This is a genomic window from uncultured Sphaerotilus sp., assembly GCF_963924895.1.
GTDB lineage: Bacteria > Pseudomonadota > Gammaproteobacteria > Burkholderiales > Burkholderiaceae_C > Sphaerotilus.
In genome coordinates this window covers 70324-94250 of record NZ_CAWURG010000010.1, presented here as the reverse complement: position 1 = coordinate 94250, position 23927 = coordinate 70324, and the positions used below count along the sequence as shown (strand labels likewise).

General features: G+C 69.0%; 25 protein-coding genes. 12 read left to right on the top strand and 13 right to left on the bottom strand.

Annotation, left to right across the window (positions count from 1 at the left end; all coding sequences use genetic code 11):
• The first annotated feature begins 215 nt into the window (after positions 1 to 215).
• Complete coding sequence (locus tag AABN02_RS03970; RefSeq protein ID WP_338413620.1) at positions 216 to 380, top strand: DUF1328 family protein; 165 nt, start codon at positions 216 to 218, stop codon at positions 378 to 380.
• Between the two features lie 4 nt (positions 381 to 384).
• Positions 385 to 1455, top strand: coding sequence for a putative zinc-binding metallopeptidase (locus tag AABN02_RS03965; protein WP_338413619.1), 1071 nt, complete (start codon positions 385 to 387; stop codon positions 1453 to 1455).
• Positions 1456 to 1477: 22 nt separating this feature from the next.
• Here the strand turns inward: AABN02_RS03965 and AABN02_RS03960 are convergent, their stop codons facing one another.
• On the bottom strand, positions 1478 to 2251 hold the full coding sequence (locus AABN02_RS03960) for an SDR family oxidoreductase (RefSeq protein ID WP_338413618.1): 774 nt from the start codon (positions 2249 to 2251) through the stop codon (positions 1478 to 1480).
• A gap of 92 nt (positions 2252 to 2343) precedes the next feature.
• Here AABN02_RS03960 and AABN02_RS03955 point away from each other — a divergent pair, with 92 nt between their 5' ends.
• The gene (locus tag AABN02_RS03955; protein ID WP_338413617.1) at positions 2344 to 3462 is read left to right on the top strand and encodes an S-(hydroxymethyl)glutathione dehydrogenase/class III alcohol dehydrogenase; all 1119 of its coding nucleotides are present in this window, start codon (positions 2344 to 2346) and stop codon (positions 3460 to 3462) included.
• Positions 3463 to 3464: 2 nt separating this feature from the next.
• A complete protein-coding gene (gene fghA / locus AABN02_RS03950) occupies positions 3465 to 4370 on the top strand; it encodes an S-formylglutathione hydrolase (protein ID WP_338413616.1) in 906 nt (301 codons plus the stop codon).
• Between the two features lie 25 nt (positions 4371 to 4395).
• Here the strand turns inward: fghA and AABN02_RS03945 are convergent, their stop codons facing one another.
• Positions 4396 to 5373, bottom strand: coding sequence for a hydroxymethylglutaryl-CoA lyase (locus AABN02_RS03945; RefSeq protein WP_338413615.1), 978 nt, complete (start codon positions 5371 to 5373; stop codon positions 4396 to 4398).
• Between the two features lie 32 nt (positions 5374 to 5405).
• Between AABN02_RS03945 and AABN02_RS03940 the strand changes: the two genes are divergently transcribed.
• Positions 5406 to 5894 carry a CreA family protein gene (locus AABN02_RS03940; protein ID WP_338413614.1) on the top strand — a complete coding sequence of 163 codons (489 nt, stop codon included), beginning with the start codon at positions 5406 to 5408 and terminating at the stop codon, positions 5892 to 5894.
• A 1-nt stretch (position 5895) separates the two neighbouring features.
• Here AABN02_RS03940 and AABN02_RS03935 read toward each other — a convergent pair whose 3' ends face one another.
• Positions 5896 to 6846 carry a LysR family transcriptional regulator gene (locus tag AABN02_RS03935; protein WP_338413613.1) on the bottom strand — a complete coding sequence of 317 codons (951 nt, stop codon included), beginning with the start codon at positions 6844 to 6846 and terminating at the stop codon, positions 5896 to 5898.
• Between the two features lie 101 nt (positions 6847 to 6947).
• On the opposite strand from AABN02_RS03935, the gene AABN02_RS03930 reads away from it, so the two are divergent.
• Both AABN02_RS03930 and AABN02_RS03925 read left to right on the top strand, forming a co-directional pair.
• On the top strand, positions 6948 to 7547 hold the full coding sequence (locus AABN02_RS03930) for an NAD(P)H-dependent oxidoreductase (protein ID WP_338413612.1): 600 nt from the start codon (positions 6948 to 6950) through the stop codon (positions 7545 to 7547).
• Between the two features lie 43 nt (positions 7548 to 7590).
• Positions 7591 to 8463 (top strand): pirin family protein, encoded by an 873-nt coding sequence (locus AABN02_RS03925; RefSeq protein ID WP_338413611.1) that lies wholly within the window; start codon positions 7591 to 7593, stop codon positions 8461 to 8463.
• A gap of 9 nt (positions 8464 to 8472) precedes the next feature.
• On the opposite strand, the gene otnI is transcribed toward AABN02_RS03925, so the two are convergent.
• Together otnI and AABN02_RS03915 are read right to left on the bottom strand one after the other, a co-directional pair.
• A complete protein-coding gene (otnI, locus tag AABN02_RS03920) occupies positions 8473 to 9288 on the bottom strand; it encodes a 2-oxo-tetronate isomerase (protein WP_338413610.1) in 816 nt (271 codons plus the stop codon).
• Positions 9289 to 9319: 31 nt separating this feature from the next.
• On the bottom strand, positions 9320 to 9973 hold the full coding sequence (locus AABN02_RS03915; RefSeq protein WP_338413609.1) for an aldolase: 654 nt from the start codon (positions 9971 to 9973) through the stop codon (positions 9320 to 9322).
• Between the two features lie 109 nt (positions 9974 to 10082).
• Between AABN02_RS03915 and AABN02_RS03910 the strand changes: the two genes are divergently transcribed.
• Positions 10083 to 11336, top strand: a complete 1254-nt coding sequence (locus AABN02_RS03910) for an SUMF1/EgtB/PvdO family nonheme iron enzyme (protein ID WP_338413608.1) — start codon at positions 10083 to 10085, stop codon at positions 11334 to 11336.
• Positions 11337 to 11340: 4 nt separating this feature from the next.
• Here the strand turns inward: AABN02_RS03910 and AABN02_RS03905 are convergent, their stop codons facing one another.
• From AABN02_RS03905 to AABN02_RS03880, 6 genes are all read right to left on the bottom strand, one after another.
• On the bottom strand, positions 11341 to 11817 hold the full coding sequence (locus AABN02_RS03905) for an RES family NAD+ phosphorylase (protein ID WP_338413607.1): 477 nt from the start codon (positions 11815 to 11817) through the stop codon (positions 11341 to 11343).
• The gene (locus AABN02_RS03900; RefSeq protein ID WP_338413606.1) at positions 11814 to 12293 is read right to left on the bottom strand and encodes an antitoxin Xre/MbcA/ParS toxin-binding domain-containing protein; all 480 of its coding nucleotides are present in this window, start codon (positions 12291 to 12293) and stop codon (positions 11814 to 11816) included. Before AABN02_RS03900 ends, AABN02_RS03905 begins: the two co-directional genes overlap by 4 nt.
• A 67-nt stretch (positions 12294 to 12360) precedes the next feature.
• Positions 12361 to 13656 (bottom strand): 3-oxo-tetronate kinase, encoded by a 1296-nt coding sequence (gene otnK, locus AABN02_RS03895; protein WP_338413605.1) that lies wholly within the window; start codon positions 13654 to 13656, stop codon positions 12361 to 12363.
• Positions 13653 to 14600: an L-threonate dehydrogenase gene (ltnD, locus tag AABN02_RS03890; protein ID WP_338413604.1), complete on the bottom strand. Its 948-nt coding sequence runs from the start codon at positions 14598 to 14600 to the stop codon at positions 13653 to 13655. Before ltnD ends, otnK begins: the two co-directional genes overlap by 4 nt.
• Positions 14601 to 14770: 170 nt before the next feature.
• Positions 14771 to 15529: an ethanolamine ammonia-lyase subunit EutC gene (gene eutC / locus AABN02_RS03885; protein WP_338413603.1), complete on the bottom strand. Its 759-nt coding sequence runs from the start codon at positions 15527 to 15529 to the stop codon at positions 14771 to 14773.
• Positions 15526 to 16902, bottom strand: coding sequence for an ethanolamine ammonia-lyase subunit EutB (locus AABN02_RS03880; protein WP_338413602.1), 1377 nt, complete (start codon positions 16900 to 16902; stop codon positions 15526 to 15528). Before AABN02_RS03880 ends, eutC begins: the two co-directional genes overlap by 4 nt.
• A 375-nt stretch (positions 16903 to 17277) precedes the next feature.
• Here AABN02_RS03880 and AABN02_RS03875 point away from each other — a divergent pair, with 375 nt between their 5' ends.
• Both AABN02_RS03875 and AABN02_RS03870 read left to right on the top strand, forming a co-directional pair.
• Positions 17278 to 18606, top strand: a complete 1329-nt coding sequence (locus AABN02_RS03875; RefSeq protein WP_338413601.1) for a methyl-accepting chemotaxis protein — start codon at positions 17278 to 17280, stop codon at positions 18604 to 18606.
• Positions 18607 to 18714: 108 nt separating this feature from the next.
• The gene (locus tag AABN02_RS03870; RefSeq protein ID WP_338413600.1) at positions 18715 to 19704 is read left to right on the top strand and encodes a succinylglutamate desuccinylase/aspartoacylase family protein; all 990 of its coding nucleotides are present in this window, start codon (positions 18715 to 18717) and stop codon (positions 19702 to 19704) included.
• Positions 19705 to 19722: 18 nt separating this feature from the next.
• Here the strand turns inward: AABN02_RS03870 and AABN02_RS03865 are convergent, their stop codons facing one another.
• Together AABN02_RS03865 and AABN02_RS03860 are read right to left on the bottom strand one after the other, a co-directional pair.
• On the bottom strand, positions 19723 to 21969 hold the full coding sequence (locus AABN02_RS03865; protein WP_338413599.1) for a hypothetical protein: 2247 nt from the start codon (positions 21967 to 21969) through the stop codon (positions 19723 to 19725).
• 100 nt (positions 21970 to 22069) lie between these two features.
• Entirely contained in the window at positions 22070 to 22720 is a 651-nt protein-coding gene (locus tag AABN02_RS03860; protein ID WP_338413598.1) for a GNAT family N-acetyltransferase, read from the bottom strand.
• Positions 22721 to 22888: 168 nt separating this feature from the next.
• On the opposite strand from AABN02_RS03860, the gene AABN02_RS03855 reads away from it, so the two are divergent.
• Positions 22889 to 23482, top strand: a complete 594-nt coding sequence (locus AABN02_RS03855; RefSeq protein ID WP_338413597.1) for a YigZ family protein — start codon at positions 22889 to 22891, stop codon at positions 23480 to 23482.
• Between the two features lie 86 nt (positions 23483 to 23568).
• The gene (locus AABN02_RS03850; protein WP_338413596.1) at positions 23569 to 23853 is read left to right on the top strand and encodes a hypothetical protein; all 285 of its coding nucleotides are present in this window, start codon (positions 23569 to 23571) and stop codon (positions 23851 to 23853) included.
• The last annotated feature ends 74 nt before the right edge of the window (positions 23854 to 23927 follow it).

Below are 23927 nucleotides of genomic sequence, written 5' to 3'. Positions count from 1 at the left end.
GGTCATGAACTCCGGCAGCGACATCCCTTGCTGGAACTGGATTCGGTTCATCGGCATGTGCTCGCTCCTGCGCTTTGTCTGCCTTCTACGCTACGCCTGATCGTCGGCTGGGGCCTTGCTGAAGATCATTGCTAATCAGGTCGCGACATGCATCACGCACCACACCGCGTCCACCCCTCCCGGAGCCTCCGCGCTCCCTTTGCTCAGGAGTCACCATGCTTCATTACACCGTCGTTTTCCTGGTCATCGCCCTGATCGCTGCCGTGCTCGGCTTCGGCGGCATCGCGGCCGGTGCGGCCGGCATCGCCAAGATCCTGTTCCTCGTGTTCCTGGTCTTCGCCGCCATTTCCTTCCTGATCGGCCTCACGCGCAAGGGCTGAATGCGTGCGGCCTTACACCTGCCCGAAGTGCCAGCACAGCCTCTTCTTCGAAAACACCGGGTGCCTGAACTGCGGGGCCACCCTGGGTTTCGACCCTGTGGGGATGCAGATGGTGGCCTTCGATCTGCCAGGTGTTCCTGAGGCACCGTGGCCGCGTCTGACGGACGCTGGTCCGCCGATTCAGCCCTGCCGCACCCGCCTCGGGTATTCCGCCTGCAACTGGATGGTCACGGATAGCGATCCGCAGCAGCTCTGCCAGAGCTGCCGGCTCACCGCGACCCGGCCGGACCTGAGCGTCGCGGGCCACCGCCAGATGTGGGCCGAATACGAGCAGGCCAAGCGCCGCCTGGTCTATGGCCTGCTGCGGATCGGATTGAAGCCCGAGCCCAAGAAGGATCCCGGCGACGATCTCGGGCTGGCCTTCCACTTCCTGGCGTCTCAGCCGGGCCAGCCGCCGGTGATGACGGGGCACGACCGGGGCTCCATCGTCCTGAGCCTGGACGAGGCCGACAGCGTGCACCGCGAGTCGGTCCGGTCCGACTTCGGCGAGCCGTGGCGGACCCTGCTGGGCCACGTGCGCCACGAAACCAGCCACTACCTGCAGTTCCGCTGGATCGAGACCGACAGTGCAGCGACCAGCCTCTTTCGCGAGGTCTTCGGCGACGAGCGCGCCGACTATGGCCAGGCCCTGGCCCGTCACCATGCCGACGGCCCGCCGGCGGACTGGGCCCAGCACTACATCAGCAGCTACGCCAGTTCGCACCCCCACGAGGACTGGGCCGAGACCTGCGCCCACGTGCTGCTGGTGCAGGACGCGGTCGAGACGGCGCAGTCCTGGGGACTGTCGCTGTCCAGTCCGGTCGCCAACGCCCAGTCGTCGGCGGACCTGCTCGACGCCCAGTCGTGGAGCGACTTGCTGCTGTCCCAGTGGCTCCCCGTGGCGCAGTTCCTGAACGCCATCAACCGGAGCATCGGCGTGGCGGACAGCTACCCCTTCCTCATGCCGACGCAGGTGGTCCGGAAGATGTCCACCGCCGCCAGGCTGCTGCGGGGCGCGGCGCAGCGCAATGCCTGAGTGGTCAGGGGCGTTGCAGTGATCAGCGCCCGCCCGACACATCCACCACCGTCCCGGTGATGTAGGACGCCTCCGCCGACAGCAGCCACAGCACGGCCCGTGCGACCTCGTCGGGATGCCCGCCCCGCTGCATCGGCACCCCCGCTTTCAGCCGATCGACCCGCCCCGGCTCGCCGCTGCTGGCGTGGATTTCGGTCTCGATCAGCCCTGGCGCGACCGCGTTGACGCGGATGCCTTCCATGGCCACCTCGCGCGCCAAGCCGATCGTGAAGGTGTCGATGGCGCCCTTGGACGCGGCGTAGTCGACGAACTCGCCCGGCGACCCCAGCCCGGCGGCGCGGGACGACAGGTTGACGATGGCCCCGCCTGCGCCGCCCCGCGCGGTGGACATCCGCCGCACCGCCTCGCGGGCGCAGATGAAGCTGCCGACGACGTTGGTGTCGAACACCCGCCGCAGCCGGGCCGCGTCCATGTCGACCACGCGGCCCTGTTGTTCGATGGCGCCTGCGTTGTTGACCAGCGCCGTGAGGCGGCCGAGTTCAGCGTCGACCCGCTCGAACAGGCGCACCACATCGGCCTCGATCGCCACATCGGCCTGCACGGCCAGCGCGCGGCCACCATCGGCCGTGATCTGCGCGACCAGCGCGTCCGCAAGATCGCCGCGGCTGCGGTAGCTGAGGCAGACGGCGTAACCCTGCTGTGCGGCCAGCAGCGCCACCGAGGCGCCGATGCCGCGGCTGCCGCCGGTGACGAGCAGGACCGGTGTCGGGACGGGAGTGGGGATGGTGGATGTCATGTCGGCCAGTATCGGCCGATCGGGCGCGACAGACGATCGGGGTCATCGCTAAACTGCAGCGGTCCCTCCACCTCGACAGAACAGGTTTCCTCATGAAGACACGTGCCGCCGTCGCCTGGCAAGCAGGCCAGCCCCTGACCATCGAAACCGTGGACCTCGAAGGGCCGAAATTCGGCGAGGTGCTCGTCGAGATCAAGGCCACCGGGATCTGCCACACCGACTACTACACGCTCTCCGGCGCCGACCCTGAAGGGCTGTTCCCGGCCATCCTCGGCCACGAAGGCGCGGGCGTGGTCGTCGATGTCGGCCCGGGTGTCACCTCGCTGCGCAAGGACGACCACGTCATCCCGCTCTACACGCCCGAGTGCCGCCAGTGCAAGTTCTGCCTGAGCCGCAAGACCAACCTGTGCCAGCTCATCCGCGGCACGCAGGGCAAGGGCCTGATGCCGGACGCCACCAGCCGCTTCTCGCTCGACGGCAAGCCCATCCTGCACTACATGGGCACGTCCACCTTCAGCAACTACATCGTGGTCCCCGAGATCGCGCTGGCCAAGATCCGCCCGGACGCGCCGTTCGACAAGGTTTGCTACATCGGCTGCGGTGTCACGACCGGCGTCGGTGCGGTGCTCTTCACGGCCAAGGTCGAGGCGGGGGCGAACGTCGTGGTCTTCGGGCTGGGTGGCATCGGGCTGAACGTGATCCAGGGCGCCAAGATGGTCGGCGCCGACAAGATCATCGGCGTGGACCTGAACCCGGCGCGGGAAGCCATGGCGCGCAAGTTCGGCATGACGCACTTCCTGAACCCCAAGGACATCGAGGCCGCTGGCGGCAACCTCGTCGACGCGATCGTGCAGCTCACCGACGGCGGCGCCGACTACAGCTTCGAGTGCATCGGCAACACCAAGGTGATGCGCCAGGCGCTGGAGTGCACGCACAAGGGCTGGGGCCGCAGCATCATCATCGGCGTGGCCGAAGCGGGCGCCGAGATCTCGACCCGGCCGTTCCAGCTCGTCACCGGGCGCAAGTGGGAGGGCTCGGCCTTCGGCGGCGCGCGTGGCCGCACGGACGTGCCGAAGATCGTCGACTGGTACATGGACGGCAAGCTCAACATCGACGACCTCATCACCCACAAGCTGAAGCTCGAAGACATCAACCGAGGCTTCGAGCTGATGAAGAGCGGCGAGTCGATCCGCTCGGTGGTGGAGTTCTGAGCATGAGCACCGAGACGACCCTCAACGCCACCTTCGACCGGCTGGAACTCGTCAGCGAACACGGCTGCTTCGGCGGTGTGCAGCGCTTCTACCGCCACGCTTCGCGGGAGATCGGGCTGCCGATGCGCTTTGCGCTGTTCCTGCCCGCGCAGGCGGTCGCGGGGGAAGCCGTGCCGCTGCTGACCTTCCTGGCGGGGCTGACCTGCACCGAAGAGACCTTCACGATGAAGGCCGGCGCCCAGCGTGCGGCAGCGGCGCAGGGCCTCGCGCTGCTGATGCCCGACACCAGCCCGCGTGGTGCGGGCATTGTTGGCGAAGACCACAACTGGGACTTCGGCGTCGGTGCCGGTTTCTACCTCGACGCGACCCACGCGCCGTGGGCGGGCCACTGGCGCATGGAAAGCTACCTGCTGCGCGAGCTGATCCCGGCGGTGTCGGCGCAGTTCGGGCTGGACGTCACGCGGCTGGGCATTTCCGGCCACTCGATGGGCGGCCACGGTGCGCTGACGCTGGCGCTGCGGCATCCCGGGCGCTTCGCCAGCGTGTCGGCGTTCGCGCCGATCTGCGCGCCGTCGCGGTGCCCGTGGGGCCACAAGGCCTTCACCGGCTACTTCGGGCAGGACGAGTCCCTCTGGGGCGACCATGACGCGAGCGTGCTGATGGCGCGGCAGGAGGGCGCGCCGTACCCGGACGGCATCCTGATCGACCAGGGGCTGGCAGACAAGTTCCTCGCCGAGCAATTGCACCCGGAGGCGTTCGAGGCGGCGTGTGCGTCGGTCGGGCAGCCGCTGACGCTGCGGCGCCATGCGGGCTACGACCATGGCTATTACTTCATCGCCAGCGTCGTCGCGGACCATGTGGCGCACCACGCGCGGGCATTGGGTCCCGTGTTCGATCGGGGCGAATGACGCGACCTCGGCTGCTGCGGTCCGGTCACAGCCGGCGCAGGTCTCGGAAGCCTGCAGGCACACCGGCGTCCGGCACCATGCCATACAGCGGCTCATCCGGCAGCCCGGCTCGCAGAGGTGCCCGCGCGGCGATCAGGTGTTCCAGATCGACGCCGGTGTCCACGCCCATCGCCTCGAACATGAACACCAGGTCCTCGGTCACGACATTGCCGGACGCCCCGGGCGCATACGGACAGCCGCCCAGCCCGCCGAGCGAGGCGTCGAAGGTCCGCACCCCCACGTCATACGCCGCGAGGCAGTTCGCCAGTCCCAGCCCGCGCGTGTTGTGCAGGTGCGCCGAGCCGGTCTTGTCGCCAATGGCCGCGCGCACCCGCTGGAACAGCCGCCGCACCTGCAGCGGGTTCGCCATGCCGGTGGTGTCGGACAGGCCGATCTCGTCGGCGCCCGCGGCGACCAGCTGCTCGGCCAGCCACACCACCTCGTCCTCGGCGACCGCGCCCTGGAGCGTGCAGCCGAACGCCGTGGACATGCCGATCTCGACCGGCACGCCCGGCGCCGTCGCATCCCGCAGCGCGACGATCTCGCGCACCACCGCCACCATCTCGGCGCGGCTGCGACGCACGTTGGCGAGCGAATGGGCCTCGCTGGCCGAGACGGGGACCGTCAGCTTGTGGACGCCGGCCTCCAGCGCCGCCACGGCGCCGCGCAGATTCGGCACCAGCGCCATCACGGTCCAGCCGGGCAGGGCGGTGGCGTGGCGCACGACCTCGGCGACGTCGGCCATCTGCGGCAGCGTGCGGGCCGGCACGAAGGAGCCGACCTCGATTTCCCGCAGGCCGCTGGCGTGCAGCGCGTCGATCCAGGCGAGCTTGTGCGCGGTGGGCATCACGGCCTGCACGCTCTGCAGGCCATCGCGGGGGCCGACTTCGCTGATGAGGACGGAGGGGACGGCGTGGACGGACAGTGCGGCGGGTGGGGCAGGGGCTTTGGGGTGGGCGTGCATGGCGTCACGATTTTCGTACATCATCTCGCCCCATGCAGAACCCCACCTCCTTCCTCGCCCGCGGTCTCCTGTCCAGCCTCGTGCTGGTGGCGGCCGTCGCCTCACCCGTGCGCGCCGAGACGATCGGCGAAGTGAGCACCGTGTTCAAGCTCATCGGCCCGAACCACAAGATCGTCATCGAAGCCTATGACGACCCCCTGGTGGACGGCGTGACCTGCTTCGTCTCGCGTGCCAAGACCGGCGGCATCACCGGCGCCGTGGGTCTGGCCACCGACAAGTCCGATGCGTCGATTGCTTGCCGGCAAGTCGGTGAAATCCGCATCAAGCAGCCACTGCCTCAGCAGGACGATGTCTTCAGCGAGCGCCTGTCGATCCTGTTCAAGCGCCTGCGCATCGTGCGCGTGGTCGATGCGAAGCGGCAGTCGCTGGTCTACATGACCTACTCCGAGAAACTGCTCGACGGCTCGCCCAAGAACAGCATCACCGCGGTGCCGGTGGGCAAGCCGATTCCGGTGAAATAAGTCAAGTCAGCGCAGGCGGGGCTGGGTCTGCTGCGCCCGAACCGGAATTGCCCAGCGCGCACAGCAGCATGTCCAGAAACGCCCGCGTCTTCGCCGGCATCAGCCGCCGGCCGGGAAACACCGCCCACGCCGTCGGACTCGGCAGGCACCACGCCGGCAGCACCCGCCGCAGCCGGCTGCTGCGCACATCCGCCTGCGCGAAGTAGTCGGGCACCGCGGCGATCCCGGCCCCTGCGCGCGCCAGCCGGATCAGCAGCTCGGGTGAGTTCGCGCCGACCCGGCCGGGGGGCACACCTTGCCAGCGCTGCGTGTCGCACATCAGTGTCCACGGGGCCGGCTCGCCGTTGCTGCGGAGGTTGCGCACCGCGTCGTGTCCGGCCAGATCGGTCGGCGCCATCGGCTCACCCCGTTCCGCGAGGTAGCCGGGTGCGGCGTACAGCCCGGACGGAAACACCTGCAGCCGGCGTGCGGCCAGCAGGTTGTCGTCGGGCAGGTCGCCGATGCGCACGGCCAGGTCGAACCCCTCGCCCAGCAAGTCCACGCGCCGCGGCGAGAGGTCCAGCTCCAGCGAGACCGCCGGGTGCAGGGCGACAAACGCTGCCAGCGCATCGACCAGCAGCAGGTTGGCGAAGTCGCTCGGCATCGACACCCGCAACCGGCCGCTCGGCGCCGCCTGCCGGTGGGCGCTCAGCGCGGCCACGGCATCGACCTCGGCGGCCACCAGCTGGGCGTGTTCGAGCAGTTGCAGGCCGAACTCGGTGAGCGTCTGCCGCCGCGTGGTGCGCAGCAGCAGGCGTTCGCCGACCCGTTGTTCGAGTTCCGCCAGCCGACGCGAGACCGTTGATTTCGGTAGATGCAGTTGTTCCGCCGCGCGGCTGAAGCTGCCCAGCTCCGCCACGCGGGCGAAGATGAGCAGGTCGTTCGGGTCGATCGGAAGTTCGGATTGTTCCATTGGCAGAACAATGATATCCATTCGGAGGGATTCCGGCGTGGATTGGTGACACCTACAGTGCAGTCATCCCTTCCACCTCTGCAAACGCTCAGGACACCGCCATGAACATCCTCCAGATCAACGCCAGTGCCCGCCGCGACGGTGCCAATTCCACCCGCCTGGCCAACCAGATCACCGCCCGCCTTCAAGCCGCCAACCCGGGCGCCACGCTGACGCTGCGCGACCTCGCCGTGACCCCGCACCCGCTGCTGGACGAAGCCGCGCTGGGCGCACTGTTCACCCCGGCCGCCAACCGCAGCGAAGAGCAGGCCGCCCGCGTCGCGCTCGACGATGCGCTGATCGCCGAACTCCAGGCCCACGACACCATCGTGCTGGGCGTGCCGATGTACAACTTCGGCGTGCCGGTGCAGCTCAAGAGCTGGATCGACGCCATCGCCCGCGCCGGCGTCACCTTCCGCTACACCGCCACTGGTCCTGAAGGCCTGCTGACGGGCAAGACGGTGTACGTTGCGCTGGCCCGCGGCGGCCTCTACCGTGACACGCCGAACGACTCGCAGGTGCCTTACCTGAAGAGCGTGCTTGGCTTCCTGGGCCTGACCGACGTGCGCTTCATCTATGCCGAAGGTCTGGCGATGGGCCCCGAAGCCGCCGCCAAGGGCTTTGCGCAAGCCGAAGCCGACCTGAACGCTGCGCTGGCCTGAGCGGCGCACCGCTGACCACGGTCAGCCTTCCAAGGAGACGACCATGACCGACACGACCACCCCCGCCACGATCCGCCACCCGCGCCGCGTGGAGCGGCTGGTTGCTGGCATGGCCACCTCCGATGGCGCCGGCGTCAAGCTGACCCGCGTGCTGACGCAGTCGCTGCAGCGCCGGCTCGATCCCTTCTTGATGCTCGACGCCTTCGGCAGCGACCAGCCGGACGACTACATCAGCGGCTTCCCCGACCACCCGCACCGCGGCTTCGAGACGGTGACGTACATGATCGCCGGGCGGATGCTGCACCGCGACAGCGCCGGGCATGAAGGGCTGCTGGAGAACGGCGGGGTGCAGTGGATGACGGCCGCACGCGGGGTCATCCACTCCGAGATTCCGCAGCAGGAACACGGCCTGATGGAAGGCTTTCAGCTCTGGCTGAACCTGCCCGGGCGCGACAAGATGAACGCGCCGTGGTACCGCGACTTCAAGGCCGAAGACCTGCCCAAGTTCGTGACGCCCGAAGGTGTCGCGGTGACGGTGATCGCCGGCGAGAGCCATGGCGTGGCCGGCGCCGTGACACGCGACGCCACGGCCCCGCTCTACCTTGATCTGCACCTGCCGGCGGGCAGCCGTTTCGTGCAGCCGCTGCCGGCCAGCCGCAACGCGTTTGTCTACGTCTACCGCGGTGCGGTGACGATCAACGGGCAGGCGGTGCCAGTGCAGCGCATGGCCCTGCTCGCCAACGAGGCCGACACGGACGGCGTGGTCATCGAGGCCGACGCCGAGGCGCGGGTGCTGCTGATCGCTGGCGAGCCGCTGAAGGAGCCGATCGTGCAATACGGGCCGTTCGTGATGAACAGCCAGCAGGAGATCTACCAGGCGCTGAGCGATTTCCGGGACGGTCGGCTGGGCGAATGAGGGAGGGGTTCAGGCTGCGGTCGCGCGCCGCAGCCAGCCCAGCCCGTCCGACGTGCCACCCGCCACCGCGCCGCGCGCCGGGCGGTATTCGCAGCCGATCCAGCCCTGCCAGCCACACGCCGCCGACACCTCGTCGATCACGTCGAACAGGTACGGGTAGTTCACTTCGCCCAGGTCCGGCTCATGCCGCATCGGCACGCCCGCGATCTGCAGATGGCCGACCCGCCCGGTCGGCAGTAGCTGGCGCAGCTTCATCGCCACATCGCCTTCGACGATCTGGCAGTGGTAGAGGTCGAACTGCACCTGCAGGTTCGGCGCGCCGAGCGCCAGGACGATGCGGTGCGCCTCGTCCTGGCGGTTCAGGAAGTAGCCGGGCATGTCGCGCAGGTTGATCGGCTCGATCAGCACGTTCCGGCCGGCCGCGGCGGCGCGCTCGGCGGCCCAGGCGATGTTGCCCTCGTAGGTGGCCTGAAGTTGCGCACGGTCGGCGCCCTGCGGCGCGAGGCCGGCCATCACATGGACACGCGGACAGCCGAGCGCCTCGGCATAGTCCAGCGCCCGCGCGAAGCCGTCGCGGAACTCGGCTTCGCGCCCCGGCAGGCAGGCGATGCCACGCTCGCCGGCGTCCCAGTCGCCGGGTGGCGCGTTGAACAGCACCTGCTGCAGGCCGTGGTCGGCCAGGCGCCGGGCGATTTCGCCGGCCTCGAAGGCGTAGGGGAACAGGTACTCGACGGCCTGGAAACCGTCCGCGGCGGCGGCGGCAAAGCGGTCGAGGAAGGCGTGCTCGTTGTAGAGCATCGACAGGTTGGCGGCGAAACGGGGCATGTCGGGTCCGGTGAATGTTGAGCGGCGGGGTTTACCAGCGCGCGCCGAACTGCTGGCGCAACTCGTCGATCTGCGCCTCGGTCAGCGGGGCCGGGCGGGTCAGCAGCCACAGCCGCGCCGTCTCTTCCAGCTCTTCCAGCACGGCGCTGGCCTCGGCTGGGCTGCGGTGCCAGACGTTGGGGCCGAGGCGGTCGAGCATGACGGCGCGCAGTGGGGTGCCGGCGGCATGGCTCGCCGCGATCCGCGCCGCGACGAGGTCGGCGACGGCGGGATCGCCAGGGCGGTGGTAGGGGATCAGCGGCACGTGGCCGACCTTCATCACGAAGTACGGTGTGATCGGCGGCACGATGTCGTCCAGGTGCCAGACGCCGGCCAGCGTCAGCGCGACGAGGTGCGTCGAGTGCGTGTGGATCACGCAACGCGCCTCAAGGTCGGCAGCGTAGATGCGGCGGTGCAGCGCGAGCGTCTTCGAGGCGCGGTCGCCGCCGGTCTGCACGCCGTCAGCGTTGACGCAGGCCAGCCGCTCGGGTACCAGCGTACCGATGCAGGCGTCGGTCGGTGTGATCAGGAAGCCGCCGTCCTCGGTGCGCACGCTGATGTTGCCGGCACTGGCGTGGACATAGCCCCGGTGGAACAGCGAGGCGCCGACGCGGCAGATCTCGGCGCGAAGGGCGGTGTCGGGCATAGCGTGGATGCTGGTGGGTGGTGGTGTGCGTCAGTCTGCCACGCGGATCGGCTGGAGGCGTCAGGAGTGCGCAATGTGAAAATACGCTGCGCTGTCACACGCCGAATCCATGAGCCCGTCCAACACCACGATTTTCATCAGCTACCGCCGCAGCGAAAGCCAGTTGCACACGCTGGTGCTGTACCACCGACTGCAGGCTGAGCAGGAATACCGTGATCAGGTGTTCATGGACCAGCAGACCATGAAGGTGGGCGAGAACTTCCGGCAGCGGATCGAAGGGCAGTTGCAGGGCTGCCGGGTGTTGCTGGCGGTGATCGGGCCGGGCTGGGCGAGCGAGCGGCTGCACAACCCGGGGGACTGGGTGCGGCTGGAGATCACGACGGCGCTCAAGCGAGGCATTGCGGTGATTCCGGTGCTGATCGACGGGGCGAGGATGCCGGGTAAGGCGGAACTGCCGGAGGATCTGCACGCGCTGCTGGAGGTGCATGCGCTGGATCTGGACCACAGGCGGTATTTCGAGCAGGGCGTGGCGGTGTTGGTCGAGGCATTGAAGGATTTGCTGAACAAACCGGTGCCGTCCTTCGTGAAACCAACCTGGGCGGTTCGAGCAGGGGAGCGCGACGAGTTCGAGACGCCATGGGCGGACATCGAGGTGAACGGCGTGGCGCAGCGGATGCGGTGGATCAAACCGGGGACGTTTCGCATGGGCTGCGATCTTGTCGATCCGAATGAGTTTGACTACGAAGATCCCCAGCACCAAGTGACCCTGACGAGGGGCTACTGGCTGGCGGACACGGCGTGCACGCAGGGGCTGTGGCAGGCTATGACGGGCGAGAATCCAAGCCATTTCAATGATGGCGCAGATCTACCAGTGGAGATGGTGAGCTGGGATGATGTGGTGGGGCTGTTCCTGTTGGATCTGACTCAGCAACTTGGTGTGCAGGCAGCATTGCCGACGGAAGCGCAGTGGGAATATGCCTGCCGAGCGGGGACGCAGACGGCGTACTCGTTTGGCCAGAGCCTCACGGAGGATCAGGCCAATTTCGGGCAGTCTTGGGAAAATGGTCTGACGGTGTCGGTAAAGGACCGTCCGGCGAATAGGTGGGGGCTGCACCAGATGCACGGGAACGTGTGGGAATGGTGCAAAGGTAGCTGCCGCGAATACAAAGCTGAGGCAGTGGAAGATCCACCAGATTGCAGAAGCAAAGAGAGACGTGCTTTGCGCGGTGGCTCGTACCGTGAGGCGGACGTGCAGGCTCGATCTGCTTCTCGCTATGAACACGACCGCGATTTCGCATCCCCGGATTACGGCTTCCGTTTCGTCCTGACGCCCATCAACCCAGATCAGGCGGGCGGAGCCTGAACCATCACCCCGCCCTGAACAACCGGTTGTACTCAAATCGCCGCACGATCTCCGCCCGCAGCCCCTGCGCGTCCGGATGCCGCGTGTTCACCAGCGCCGCCGACTCCTCCGGCACGATCACCGACGGCACCAGCAGCACCGCCGAGCGCATCGACGCGAGCCACTCCACGCCGATCTTCACGCTGGCCCGGCCGGCCGGAATCGATGCCCACGTCACCGGCAGCGCCGCCATGTCCAGCGTCTCGCGCCGCGCCCACACGTCGTCCGGCACCTCGATCCGCACCAGATAGCGGTTCATCGGCAAGCCGTGGTCGTCCAGGTGCACCGCAGTTTCCAGCACGGCGACCGCGATCGTCGGCGCGGTGTAGAGGACCGGCTGCTGCTCCTCGTTCCACCGGCCGGGATAGGCCGCCGCACCGCCGCCGCTCAGGTCATCGGCGGCATAGCGGCGCGTGTCGGCCGCGATGCGCCAGAGGATCACTGGTACGCCCCGCTCTCGATCGCGCCCAGCAGCCGCGACACCACCTCGATCCCGGTCGGCGTGTCGATCAGGTCGCCTGGCTTGCGCCCGCCGAGCGCGGGTTGCGGACGTTCCAGCCATTGCCCGAGCCACTTCGCTGCGTCGAAATCCGCCGCCTCGGGGGCCGTCGAGTTGTGGACGATGGCCTGCGCGATGCCCAGCAGACGGGCCACGCCAATCGCCGCCTGTCCGCCACTGCCGCTCAGTGACTCACCCGCCGCGGACTTCTTCTCCGCCGTCGCCTTGGGCACGCCCAGCATCGTGAACATGCGGGTGGCCGGGATCTGCATCCGCCGCGAGAGGTCTTTCAGGAAGATGCCCGCGACGCCGTGGCGCTCGATCTCGACCAGCTCCAGCGGCGTGGCCTGGGCGATCTGCTGGACGAAGTCGTCGACGCCATGCGTGGGTCGGTAGCCGAGGGTGTGCAGTGCGGTCATGGGGCGAGCCTCCTCTGAAGGAGTGCATTATGAGGCTATGAATCGTCCTGTTATGGACGAATGGGATTCACAGCAGCGCAAACGCCTTCGCGAAAAAGTCCGTGCTGCCGAAGTTGCCGGACTTCAGCGCCACGTGCACCGTCTCGCCCGGGCAGACCGGCGAGGTCACCGCGGTCCACGGCACGCCCGGATCGATCTGCGGTCCGATCGCCATCTGCGTGACGCCCAGCGCCTGCACGACCGCGCCGGAGGTTTCCCCGCCCGCGACCACCAGTTGCCGCACGCCGGCCTGCACCAGCCCCGCGGCAATGCGCGACAGCGTGCGCTCCACCAGCTCGCCCGCTTCGGCAACGCCCAGCTTGGCCTGCACGGCGCGGACGGCTTCCGCTTCCGCCGTGGCGTAGACCAGCACTGGGCCTTGCGCCAGCCGCGGCGTGGCCCAGGCCAGCGCTTGAGCGGCAACGTCTTCACCCGCCGCGATGTCCAGCGGGTTCACCGCGAAGGCCGCGCCGCCGTGCTCGCGGAAGTGCAGCACCTGCGCATTGGTCGCCACCGAGCAACTGCCCGACACCACGGCGCGCAGGCCGCTGGCGGCTGGCAGTCGGTCCGCCACGTCGCTCGCTGGGAGCGCGCCGGTGGTCTGCCAGTTCTGCGGCAGGCCGATGGCGATGCCCGAGCCGGCGGTCACCAGCGGCATCCCGGCCAGCGCCTGCCCGATCAGGAACAGGTCGGCATTGCTCACCGCGTCCACCACGGCGATGCCCACGCCCTCGGCTTGCAGGTCGCGCAAGCGCTGCGCGATGGCCTTGGCGCCGCGCGCAACGACGGCCTGATCGACCAGCCCGACGCGCCGCTGCGTCTGCGCCTGCAGTACGCGCACGAGGTTGGCGTCGGTCATCGGCGTGAGCGGGTGGTGGCGCATGCCGCTGTCCGACAGCAGCACGTCGCCGACGAAGAGGTGGCCCTTGAACACCCTGCGCTGGTTGTCCGGGAAGGCGGGGCAGGCGATCGTGAAGCCCTGACCGGGGCCGTGCAGTGCGTCGAGCAGCGCGTCGGTGACCTGGCCGATGTTGCCGGCCGGGGTCGAGTCGAAGGTGGAGCAGTACTTGAAGTAGACCTGCTCGACCCCCTGCGCCTGCAGCCAGCGCAGCGCCGCCAGCGACTGCGCAACGGCCTCGTCCGCGGGGATGGTGCGCGACTTCAGCGCGACCACGATGGCGTCGGCGTCCACCTGTGCGTCGGGGTCTGCGGACACGCCGATGGTCTGCACCGTGCGCATCCCGCTGCGCACGAGGTTGTTGGCGAGGTCGGTCGCGCCGGTGAAGTCGTCGGCGATGCAGCCGAGCAGGGGGCGGCGGCTCATGGCTTGGGCTCAGGCTGCGGCAGCGTGATGCCGGGGAAGATCTTGATCACGGCCGAGTCGTCCTCGCGGCCGAAGCCGGCGGTCGAGGCCTGCATGAACATCTGGTGCGCCGTGGCCGACAGCGGCAGCGGGAACTTGGTCGCCCGCGCCGTGTCGAGCACGAGGCCAAGGTCTTTCACGAAGATGTCCACGGCGGACAGCGGCGTGTAGTCGGCGGCCAGCACATGCGCCATCCGGTTCTCGAACATCCAACTGTTGCCGGCGCTGTGCGTGATCACCTCGTAGAGCGCCGCGGCGTCCACCCCTTCGCGCAGGCCGAGCGCCATCGCCTCGGCTGCCGCGGCGATGTGCACGCCGGCCAGGAGCTGGTTGATGATCTTCACCTTGCTGCCGTTGCCCGCCTGGTCACCGAGCCGGTAGACCTTGGCGGCCATCGCGTCGAGCGCGTTGCCGACCTTGGCGTAGGCCTCGGGGCGGCCGGCGGTCATCATCGTCATCTGGCCGGACGCCGCCTTGGCCGCACCGCCGGAGATCGGCGCGTCCAGGTACAGCACGCCCATCGCGGCCAGCCGGGCCTCCAGCGCGACCGACCAGTTCGGGTCGACGGTGGAGCACATCACGAAGACGCTGCCCGGTCGCATCGCCGCGGCGGCGCCGTGTTCGCCGAACAGCACGGCGTCGGTCTGCGCGGCATTGACCACGACGCTGACGAGCACCTCGCAGTGCGCGGCCAGCTCGGCGGGGCTGGCGCAGGCGACGCCGCCGTCGGCTGCGAAGGCCTGCGCCGCCTCCAGCCGCACATCGCAGACATGGACCCGGTAGCCCGCCCGGCGCAGGGAACTCGCCATGCCGTGGCCCATGGCGCCGAGGCCGATGACGCCGATCGGCTTGCCCTGGTCAGGGTCAGGGCTTGGGGGTGCGGACGGGTGTGCTGGATCGTGCATGGGGTGTCGTCGGTTGTCGTACAAGTGTCGACGACCTTAGCGACACCCCGCGCCGTGCGTCAGCCGGACTTACCCCGGGTCAGGAGGGGTTGAGGCGATCCGCACCGTGTCCTCGACGGGGCGGTCGGTGAGCTGGTTGAAGTTGCGCGCGCTGCAGCGTTTGCAGCTTGCTACCCGCCGAGCAGATCACTCCGGTCTTTCAAGCCAACTCCCGTGAGCTGCAGCGCGCGCGCCGCCTGCACCAGCCACCACAGCTTGCGCGCCGCCTCCGCGTGCCGCAGCCCCTCGGCGCGCACGTTCGACAGGCAGTTGCGCTCCGCGTCCGTGCGGCCGACACGCGGCGCGTGGGTCAGGTAGACGCCCAGGCTGTCCGGCGAACTCAGGCCCGGCCGCTCGCCGATCAGCACTGCGACCATCGGCGCCGCCAGCCGCTGCCCGATGTCGTCGCCGAGCGCCACGCGGGCCTGTGTCGCGACAACGACCGGGCCGAGCCGCCAGCCGTCCGGCCGCTGCTTGAGCAGTTCGTCGATCAGCGGCACGGCTTGGCGCTGCACCGCTGCGGAGGAGAGCCCGTCGCCGACGACGAGCAGCAGATCAGCGGCGACCGCGCCGTGGGCGTCGAGCTGCACCGCGCTGTCGCGGCCGAGCCGGCGGCCGAGGTCCGGGCGCAGCAGGTAGGTGGCGCGGTCCGGCGCGGCGCTCTGCACGCGCAGCGTCGGCAGGCCAAGGGCTTCGATGTCCGCACGCAGCGCGTCGGCGTCCAGCGGCAGGTGCACGGCGTCGCGGGCCATTGCGTGCGCTGCACCGAAGGCCAGCAACTCGCGCGTCGGCAGGCTCGACCCGCTGCGCCCCAGTCCGACGCGGGCCGGTGTCAACGCCCGCAGGTGCGCCCAGGGATCGGGCGTGGTCAACGGCTGGTGGTCGCTCATCCCAGGTGCTCCAGCAAGGCGTGGCCGCGTGAGACGGGCAGCACGCGCCCGTCCGCGTCGCTGATGCCCATGCGCTGCAGCCACGCCTCGAATTCCGGCGCCCGCTTCAGGCCGAGCACCTCGCGCAGGTAGAGCGCGTCGTGGAAGGACATGCTCTGGTAGTTGAGCATCACGTCGTCCGCGCCAGGCACGCCGATCAGAAAGGTGACGCCGGCCGTGCCGAGCAGCGTCATCAGCGTGTCCATGTCGTCCGAGTCCGCCTCGGCGTGGTTGGTGTAGCAGACGTCGCAGCCGATCGGCAGGCCCAGCAGCTTGCCGCAGAAGTGGTCCTCCAGGCCGGCGCGGATGATCTGCTTGCCGTCGAACAGGTACTCCGGCCCGATGAAGCCGACGACCGTGTTGCAGATCATCGGGTCGAAGGCGCGGGCGACCCCGTAGGCGCGCACCTCGCAGGTCTGCTGGTCGAGGCCGTGGTGGGCGTTGGCCGACAGCGCCGAGCCCTGGCCGGTCTCGAAATACATCACGTTGTCGCCGATCGTGCCGCGCTTCAGGCTCAGCGCCGCCTCGCGCGCCTCGCGCAGCACGGCCAGGTCGATGCCGAAGCTGCGGTTGGCGGCCTCGGTGCCGGCGATCGACTGAAAGACCAGGTCGACCGGCGCGCCGTGTTCGATCGCCTGGATCTGGTTGGTGACGTGGGTCAGCACGCAGGACTGGGTCGGGATCTCGAAGCGCTGGATCACCTCGTCCACCAGCCGCACCAGGTCCGTCAGCGGCCCCAGCCCGTCGCCGGCCGGGTTGATGCCGATCACCGCGTCGCCGGCGCCGTAGAGCAGGCCGTCGAGCATCGAGACGGCGATGGCGCGTGGGTCGTCGGTCGGGTGGTTCGGTTGCAGGCGCATCGCCAGTCGCCCGGGCAGGCCGAGCGTATTGCGGAAGCGGGTGATGACGCGGCATTTGCGCGCGACGAGGATCAGGTCCTGGTTGCGCATCAGCTTGCTGACCGCGGCGGCCATTTCGGGCGTGATGCCGCGGCGCACGCGGGCCAGCGTCGCTTCGTCCGCCGCGTCGCCGAGCAGCCAGTCGCGGAAGTCGCCCACGGTGAGGTGGGCGATCTCGGCGAAGGCGGCGGCGTCGTGGCGATCGAGGATCAGGCGCGTGACCTCGTCGGTTTCATACGGGACCAGCGCCTCGTTCAGGAAGGTCTTCAGCGGCAGCTCCGCCAGCGCCATGCGGGCGGCCATGCGCTCGACGGACGTGCGGGCGGCGACACCGGCCAGCACGTCGCCGGAGCGCAGCGGCGTGGCCCGCGCCATCAGGGTGGCCAGATCGGCGAACTGCCAGACATGGCCGCCGAGGGTGTGTGCGTAGGGCATGGCGCTCCGGAGTGCTGGAAGGGGTGAGAACCGTCTGGTCCCCGACGGCGGGGGTGGCGCGAACAAGAGGTTCACCAGTATGGCGAAGCCCGCTGCTCAAAGCGCGAGCACTCCAACAAAAGTCACACTGTGACAAGCACTTGGCGTCGCCCATCACAGGCTATCCCCAGGGTTATCCACAGGCTCGGGGGATAACAGGGCTGTAGCGCACCGATGTCCGCACACCGGGCGCGACAGTGCCGAGCATCAACGCCCTCAAGCACGGCGGACAGATGCCGAAGAGTCGAGACACGCTCCGACTTGGTCCTGACGGAAACGAGCACGTCTACACGATCGGACCTTCGCGCAGTTCCCTGTCCAGGATCTCATTCGCACATGTCTCAATCCTCCCTCCTTCCACTGGACCGGAGCGGCGACCGAATCGTCGTGGGTACCCTGGTGCTCAGCTTGATCGCCGCCATTGCCATCGGGGCCGAGTACGGCCAATTGGCGCTCTCCCTGATCGGCAGCGGCCTGATCGGTGGTGTGGCACTCGTGGTCTGGCGCCTGGCGCCAGGCTCGCTGGTCTCACGCCTGGTCCTCTCGGCAGCGTTGATGTCGATGGTGATCCTGCACATCCAGCTGGGACGCGGCACGATCGAGTTCCACTTCGGGGTCTTCGTGTGCCTGGGCGTACTGCTGGTCTACCTCGACTGGCGCCCGATCCTGCTGGCAGCCGGGCTGATTGCCGTGCACCACATCTTGTTCGACCGTCTGCAGGCCTGGGGCTGGGCCGTGTACTGCGCGACCGAACCCTCGTTGTTGAAGATCGTGCTGCATGCCTCCTACGTCATCGCCCAGACGGCCGTCGAGGTCTGGGTGGCCATCTGGATGAACCGGGTGGCCCTTGCGGCGCGGGCGAGTTCCTGCAGCCTGCAAGACACATTGCAACAGCTCCAGTCGACGCTGCTGACCACGCGCGAGAGCGTGGCAAGCATCGAGACTGCGTCGAGCGAAATCGCCAACGGCAACGCGGACCTGAGCCAGCGCACCGAGCAGACTGCCAGCCAGTTGCAGCGCGCTACGCAGTCGATGGCGCAGCTGACGCAGGCGGTGCAAGACAGCGCCGAGTCCGCGGCCAATGCGAACCGCCTGGCCATCACGACTGCGGCCGCGGCCCGGCGCGGGAGCGAAGTGGTCGGTGAAGTGGTCTCCAAGATGGCGGACATCACCACGTCCAGCCGCAAGATCGCCGACATCATCGGCGTGATCGACGGAATCGCCTTTCAGACCAACATCCTCGCTTTGAACGCTGCGGTGGAGGCCGCACGTGCCGGCGAGCAAGGTCGCGGCTTTGCTGTGGTTGCAGCCGAGGTGAGATCGCTGGCCAAGCGCAGCGCCGAAGCAGCACGTGAAATCAAGACGCTGATCGGCACCAGCGTCGAGAACGTGGAAATCGGTTCACGATTGGTCAGCGACGCCGGCACGACGATGACGGCCATCGTCGATGGCGCGCGCGACGTTGCCGGAATCATCCACAACATCTCGCGCAACGCGGCGGACCAGAGTGGCGACATTGTTTCGGTCAAGGACACCGTCTCGGAGCTGGATCAGATGACGCGGCAGAATGCCGCCCTGGTCGAGCACAGTGCTGCCGCCGCAGACAGCTTGCGCGTGCAAGCGCAGCGCCTGGCCCAGGCCATGTCTTCGCTGCAGGTTGCCTGACAGTGACGGGCCGAGGCCGTTTGAGAACGCAAAGGTGTCCAGCGAGCGGGTCGTCCAAGGGAAGATGGGGAGCCTGAACCCCCGTTCGCTGGGGCTATGCTCACGCCCATGACCCGCTCTCCCGCCCACCCGACCAGCCTGCGTGTTCACCAGTACCTCGGCCTGCAGCCCGGACCCCGGCTGATCGTGCTCGGCGCGGTCCATGGCAACGAAACCTGCGGCACACAGGCGCTGCGGGGCTTGCTCGACGCCTTCGACGAGGGGCACTTGCGCCTGCGCCGGGGGCAACTCACCGTGGTGCCCGTTACCAACGCGCTGGCCTACGCCCGGCACGCCCGCGAAGGCGAGCGCAACCTGAACCGCAAGCTGGTGCCGCCCGCCATTCCGCAGGATTTCGAGGACCGGGTGGCGCGGGTGCTGTGCCCGCTGCTGCGGGCGCACGACGTGCTGCTGGACCTGCATTCCTTCCACACGGCCGGCGCGCCCTTCGTGATGATTGGCCCGCACGACAACACCGGCGAGCTGGAGCCCTTCGCGCATGCGCAGCAAGAAGCGGCGCTGGCGGCTGCGCTCGGTCCTGCATTGCTGGTGGAGGGCTGGCTGGAAACCTATGCCCGCGGGGTCGAGCGCCGCCGGGCGGCGGCCGCTGTGCTGGGCCGGGCGGCGCCGGATCCGCAGTTCGGCGTGGGCACGACCGAGTACATCCGCGCCTGTGGCGGCTACGGGGTCACGCTCGAATGTGGCCAGCACGACGATCCCCGGGCGCCGGAAGTGGCCCGGCTGGCCGTGCTGCGCACCTTGCGCCTGCTGGACATGCTGGAGGTGCAGGAGGGCGAGACCGCCGATCTCCCGGCACTGCCGGCGCAGCACACGCTGATGTGCCTGTTCGACGTGATCGACTGCGAGCATGTCGGCGACCACTTCAGCCGCGAATGGTCGAGCTTCGATCCCATCCAGGCCGGTGACTTGATCGGCCACCGGGACGACGGCCGGGCGGTGGTGGCGGAGACGGACGGCTGGATCGTCTTTCCCAACCCGCGGGCGCAGGTCGGGCAGGAGTGGTTCTATCTGGCGCGGGCGAGCGACCGGGTGCTCTGAGCCGGTGGGCCGGGCTGCTCAGCGCAGCGCGGCCAGCTCCTTCGCGGCACCGGGGACGCCTTTCGACTCGGCGTAGCCCAGATACCGGCGTGCTGCAACGAGATCGCGGCGCAGGCCAGCCCCGGCCCCGAGCCGGCGGCCCAGCTCGAAACAGGCGCTGGCGTGGCCCGTGTCGGCGGCCTGCTGCAGTGTGTCGATGCCGGAGGACAGGCCGCCGCTGCGTCCCGCCATGGTCGGCGTCAGCTGCACCAGGGCGAGTGTGTAGAGCGCCTCGGGCGAGCGCGGCTCCGGCAGCCCTTCGAGCGCGGTGGCCGCGGTCTGCAGGGCACTGACCGAGCGGCTGCGCAGCCACAGCGTGGCCCGCGCCCGCGCCAGCACGACCGAGGTGGCCAGGGCCGGGTCGTCGTCCAGCCCCTCCAGCAGGCGTTCCGCGCCGCGCGGATCGGGCGTCAGGCCGTCCGGCCCCAGCAGCAGCTGCCAGGCGCGCACCAGGCGGACGCGTGGCTCGACCGGCATGCGCTCGACCGCCTGCGCCAGCGCGTCCGCGGCGGGGTAGTGCCGCAGCCGGTAGTCCTTGTCGTCGCTGACGAGCCAGGTGTCGACGTCCTGCTGCAAGGCGGTGGCGGCGAGGCGCTGTTCGGCCTGCTGCCGGACATGCGGCAGCCGTGACATGGCCCCAGCCCCCGCCAATGCCACGACCACGGCGGCGGCCAGCGAGGTGATCTGCCAGCGTCGCACGGTCGCCGACTGGCGCAGCGGCCGCAGCAGCCGGTCGCTCCGCTCGACCTGCAGCGAGCGCGCGAGCGCGCGGCGCGCCTGCCAGTCGGCGACCACCCAGCCGGCGATGCCCAGTCCTGCCGCCAGCGCCGCAGCACCCACCACCCCGACGTGCGGGCTGCCCAGCGCCAGCAGCAGCGCCGACACCACGCCGATGCCCGCCAGACAGACCAGCCGCGGCTGCCAGACCCGTTGCAGCCACAGCCGTTCGACTGCGCGCTGCGCCGATTGCAGCGCGTGCGTCTGGTAGGCCTCGTCGACCATGCCCGGGTACTGGCGGACGATGTCTGCCAGCGGCGTGCGTGCGGCGATGTCCAGGTTGAGTGGCGACTGCAGGAAGCGCTGCAGCGCGTCGCCGAGGTGGCGTCCGCTGCCGTCGACGTTTTTCTCCAGCGTGCCGAGGTCGTGCGCCAGCAGCACCGCGGCGACCTGCTGGTAGTCGACGATCTCCAGCGCCGGGCCCAGCGCGGTGAATTGCATCGGCTGCCCGGCGACCTGCAACTGCGCCTGCCGCACCGGCAGCCGCAGGCGCTGCACGGCCTGCACCGCCAGCGGTGCCGTGGTGTAGCGCACCTGCTCCAGCGTGCAGGCCTCGTCGAGCGTGGCGACATCGGTGAAACGGGCGGTGATGGCTGCGGCGACGGCGGACTCCGGGTGGTGGACTTCCAGCAGGTCTTCCACCTCCACCCGCTCGCGCAGCCGGCCCCAGCGGTGGTGCCAGCCGGTGGCGGCGCAGTCCGGGCAGTCGAGTTCCTGCTGCCCTTGGCAATCCGGACAGACGATCCGGCCGGAGGCGGCGCAGCGGGCGCAGTCCTGTTCGCCCCGGCCTTCGCAGCCTGCGCAGCGCAACCAGCCCTGGCTGCAGGCGGCGCAGGGCACCAGGGTTTCCGGGGCGTCGGGTGTCTCGGGTGCCGTGCTGGCCTTGACCATGCCCCGGCCTTCGCAGACCCCGCAGGCCATGCGCCCGAGGCCGCGGCATTGCCGACAGGCCCCGTGCCGGCGGCCCTGGCAGTCGGGACAGGTCTGCCCGCCGCTGCCCGAGCAGCCCGCACAGGCGAGTCGACCGCGCTGGCCGCAGGTGGTGCAGGGCCACTCGGTGCCGATCGTGTCGTCCAGGCGGTCGCCGAGGAAGCTGCCGCCGGGCAGCAGGCGCCGGTAGCGTCCCGGCTCTTCCGTCGCCCATTGCTGGATGCGGGTGGTGGCGGCGGATTCGGCGGTGGCCAGTCGGTGCTGCAACTCGGCTTCGACCGAGGCGGTGTCCGGCCGTGCAGAGATGCCGTCGGGCAGGCGGCCGGCGTGGTCGGCAGTCTCGATGTCCAGATCGACGCGCTGCCGGGTGGTGACGACCAGCTCCGCGCCCGATTCGAGGTCTGGTGCCAGTTCCTTGAGGTCGGCACCCCTGAAGCGCGTGATCGGCTCGATCTGCGCCCCGATCACCTCGGCGATGCGCCTTTTCCGTCCCGCTTCCTGCCCCCGCACACTCGACATCCAAGACCTCTGTTCGCAATCTGACCCGAAAGGGAAAGATTACACAACATCGGCCGGGCCGCGGCCCGCCGGCCAGCGCCGCAGCGCCGAAACCGGCGTTTCAGCCCTGCATCGGTGAGCGGCTGCGAAACCAGGCGAGGTAGAACAGCCGGTAGGCCATGCGCTTCAGGCGGCCGTCCAGTTGCACCGGCGGACGCGGGCAACTGGAGGACGCGTCGCTCACCGCCAGGGTCTTGCGGTGGATGACCACGGGCTGGCCGCATTCGTTGAGCGACTCGTCCAGCCGCGCATAACCATGGCGTTTGTACAGGCCGAGCGCAGCGACATTGGTGTGCACGCATTGCAGCCCGATGTGCGCGCAATGCCAGTCCCGGCAGATCGACTCGAACTGCATCACCAGTTGGTGACCCACGCCGCAGTGGCGGTGCTGTTCATCCACGGCCAGCAGGTTGATCCACAGCGTGTTGCTGTCCGGCCGCGGCTGGGCGTGCAGGAACCCGATCACCCGGCCATCCAGACGCGCCACCTGGAAATAGGGCAATTGGTGACACAGCCAGTAGCCCATGCCTTCCTCGGACTGCAGCGGAAAGTTCCGGGCCACGAGCCGGCAGATGCTCGACCAGTCCCGCAACTGGGCGGGTTCGATCACCACACGGGTCACTGCGGGCTTGGTGGTCGGTTTCACGGGCAGGGACACCGGCGGCGGGCAATCGGACAACAGGAGCGGGCGCGTCATGTCGGTCAGCAGCATGATCGTGTTGTGATATATGGCAGTTCTGAAAAAGGAGCGCGATGCTAGCCACCGCGGTACCTCGCGGTACACCTTCAAATGAGGGGGTCTGTGGCACAGCAAGCGAGGTCCTGCCAGATACCGTGCATAACTACCGCTTGTCGACGGCCGGCGATACCATGGGGGAGCATGTCCAGCACCCTCGCCACCCCGGTTCACAGCGAACTGATCATCAAGAAGAGCCGATTCATCGGCTGCGTGCAACCCATTGCAGACCGCGCCAGCGCACAGGCCGTGGTCGATGCGCTCTGGAAGGAACACCCGGGCGCGCGCCATGTCTGCTGGGCTCTCATGGCGGGCGGGCAGTCCGCGGCGGTCGATGACGGAGAACCCGGGGGAACCGCCGGGCGCCCGATGCTGGATGTCCTGCGTCACCAGGACCTCGAAGGCGTGCTGGCGACGGTGGTGCGCTATTTCGGCGGTGTGAAGCTCGGCGCTGGTGGCCTGGTGCGGGCGTATACCGACGCCGTGGCGCAGGCACTCGTCGGGGCCAACAAGGTGCCGCTGCTGCGGATGCGACCGCTGCGCTGCACCGTGCCGTATGCGCTGGAGGGTCTGGTCCGGCGCGAACTGACGGCGGCAGGTGCGGCGCTGGGCGAGGTGCGCCACGGTGCGCAGGTGGAATTTGATTTCAGGCTGGCCGAGCGGGAATCCGCGGCCTTCATGGCACGGCTTTCCGATTCCTCGCAAGGGCGGGTCGGCTGGTTTGTTTTTGAACCCTGATGTTTCAGGATCTGGTGCGTTGGCTCAAGGCAATTTATCTGTAAATGAATGTATAAGGGCCAAAACAGTTCAGCAAGGAGGAAGGGATGCAAAACGAATCGAGTCTCACGGGCGCCGCAGGGCATGGGCGTTCGTCGGGACCGAGCCCGGATCCATTACCAGATCGCTCCGATGTCCCAGCCCTTGATCTGCAATCGCCATCGGCGGCGCAGACGCTGGAAGACACTTTCAATCCCAGGGCCTGGACCTGCTCGGTCTGCGGCAAGGTGCGTGCGCGCGAGTTGCTGCACAGCAAGGCGATCCTCGGCCGGCAGCAACTTGTCTGCGCGCCGTCCTGCCTGGGAGCGGAGCGGCGCGCCAACGGCCGCTGACGCAGGTCGCGCGGGCGGGGCAGAACGGCACCGCCGTTGCATCGCCTTGCGCGCCGGGCTCGGAGAAACCCTCG

Excerpts from the sequence above, each read along its gene's own strand:
- AABN02_RS03880 (WP_338413602.1), bottom strand. The coding sequence starts at position 16,902 with ATGCCCTACGCACACACCCTCGGCGGCCATGTCTGGCAGTTCGCCGAT.
- AABN02_RS03860 (WP_338413598.1), bottom strand. The coding sequence starts at position 22,720 with ATGCTGCTGACCGACATGACGCGCCCGCTCCTGTTGTCCGATTGCCCG.
- AABN02_RS03935 (WP_338413613.1), bottom strand. The coding sequence starts at position 6,846 with ATGGAACAATCCGAACTTCCGATCGACCCGAACGACCTGCTCATCTTC.
- AABN02_RS03910 (WP_338413608.1), top strand. The coding sequence starts at position 10,083 with ATGAGCCCGTCCAACACCACGATTTTCATCAGCTACCGCCGCAGCGAA.
- AABN02_RS03945 (WP_338413615.1), bottom strand. The coding sequence starts at position 5,373 with ATGCACGCCCACCCCAAAGCCCCTGCCCCACCCGCCGCACTGTCCGTC.
- AABN02_RS03850 (WP_338413596.1), top strand. The coding sequence starts at position 23,569 with ATGCAAAACGAATCGAGTCTCACGGGCGCCGCAGGGCATGGGCGTTCG.
- AABN02_RS03865 (WP_338413599.1), bottom strand. The coding sequence starts at position 21,969 with ATGTCGAGTGTGCGGGGGCAGGAAGCGGGACGGAAAAGGCGCATCGCC.
- otnK (WP_338413605.1), bottom strand. The coding sequence starts at position 13,656 with ATGAGCCGCCGCCCCCTGCTCGGCTGCATCGCCGACGACTTCACCGGC.
- AABN02_RS03915 (WP_338413609.1), bottom strand. The coding sequence starts at position 9,973 with ATGCCCGACACCGCCCTTCGCGCCGAGATCTGCCGCGTCGGCGCCTCG.
- eutC (WP_338413603.1), bottom strand. The coding sequence starts at position 15,529 with ATGAGCGACCACCAGCCGTTGACCACGCCCGATCCCTGGGCGCACCTG.
- AABN02_RS03960 (WP_338413618.1), bottom strand. The coding sequence starts at position 2,251 with ATGACATCCACCATCCCCACTCCCGTCCCGACACCGGTCCTGCTCGTC.
- AABN02_RS03955 (WP_338413617.1), top strand. The coding sequence starts at position 2,344 with ATGAAGACACGTGCCGCCGTCGCCTGGCAAGCAGGCCAGCCCCTGACC.
- AABN02_RS03925 (WP_338413611.1), top strand. The coding sequence starts at position 7,591 with ATGACCGACACGACCACCCCCGCCACGATCCGCCACCCGCGCCGCGTG.
- AABN02_RS03930 (WP_338413612.1), top strand. The coding sequence starts at position 6,948 with ATGAACATCCTCCAGATCAACGCCAGTGCCCGCCGCGACGGTGCCAAT.
- AABN02_RS03870 (WP_338413600.1), top strand. The coding sequence starts at position 18,715 with ATGACCCGCTCTCCCGCCCACCCGACCAGCCTGCGTGTTCACCAGTAC.
- AABN02_RS03875 (WP_338413601.1), top strand. The coding sequence starts at position 17,278 with ATGTCTCAATCCTCCCTCCTTCCACTGGACCGGAGCGGCGACCGAATC.
- AABN02_RS03855 (WP_338413597.1), top strand. The coding sequence starts at position 22,889 with ATGTCCAGCACCCTCGCCACCCCGGTTCACAGCGAACTGATCATCAAG.
- AABN02_RS03970 (WP_338413620.1), top strand. The coding sequence starts at position 216 with ATGCTTCATTACACCGTCGTTTTCCTGGTCATCGCCCTGATCGCTGCC.
- ltnD (WP_338413604.1), bottom strand. The coding sequence starts at position 14,600 with ATGCACGATCCAGCACACCCGTCCGCACCCCCAAGCCCTGACCCTGAC.
- otnI (WP_338413610.1), bottom strand. The coding sequence starts at position 9,288 with ATGCCCCGTTTCGCCGCCAACCTGTCGATGCTCTACAACGAGCACGCC.
- AABN02_RS03900 (WP_338413606.1), bottom strand. The coding sequence starts at position 12,293 with ATGACCGCACTGCACACCCTCGGCTACCGACCCACGCATGGCGTCGAC.
- AABN02_RS03940 (WP_338413614.1), top strand. The coding sequence starts at position 5,406 with ATGCAGAACCCCACCTCCTTCCTCGCCCGCGGTCTCCTGTCCAGCCTC.
- fghA (WP_338413616.1), top strand. The coding sequence starts at position 3,465 with ATGAGCACCGAGACGACCCTCAACGCCACCTTCGACCGGCTGGAACTC.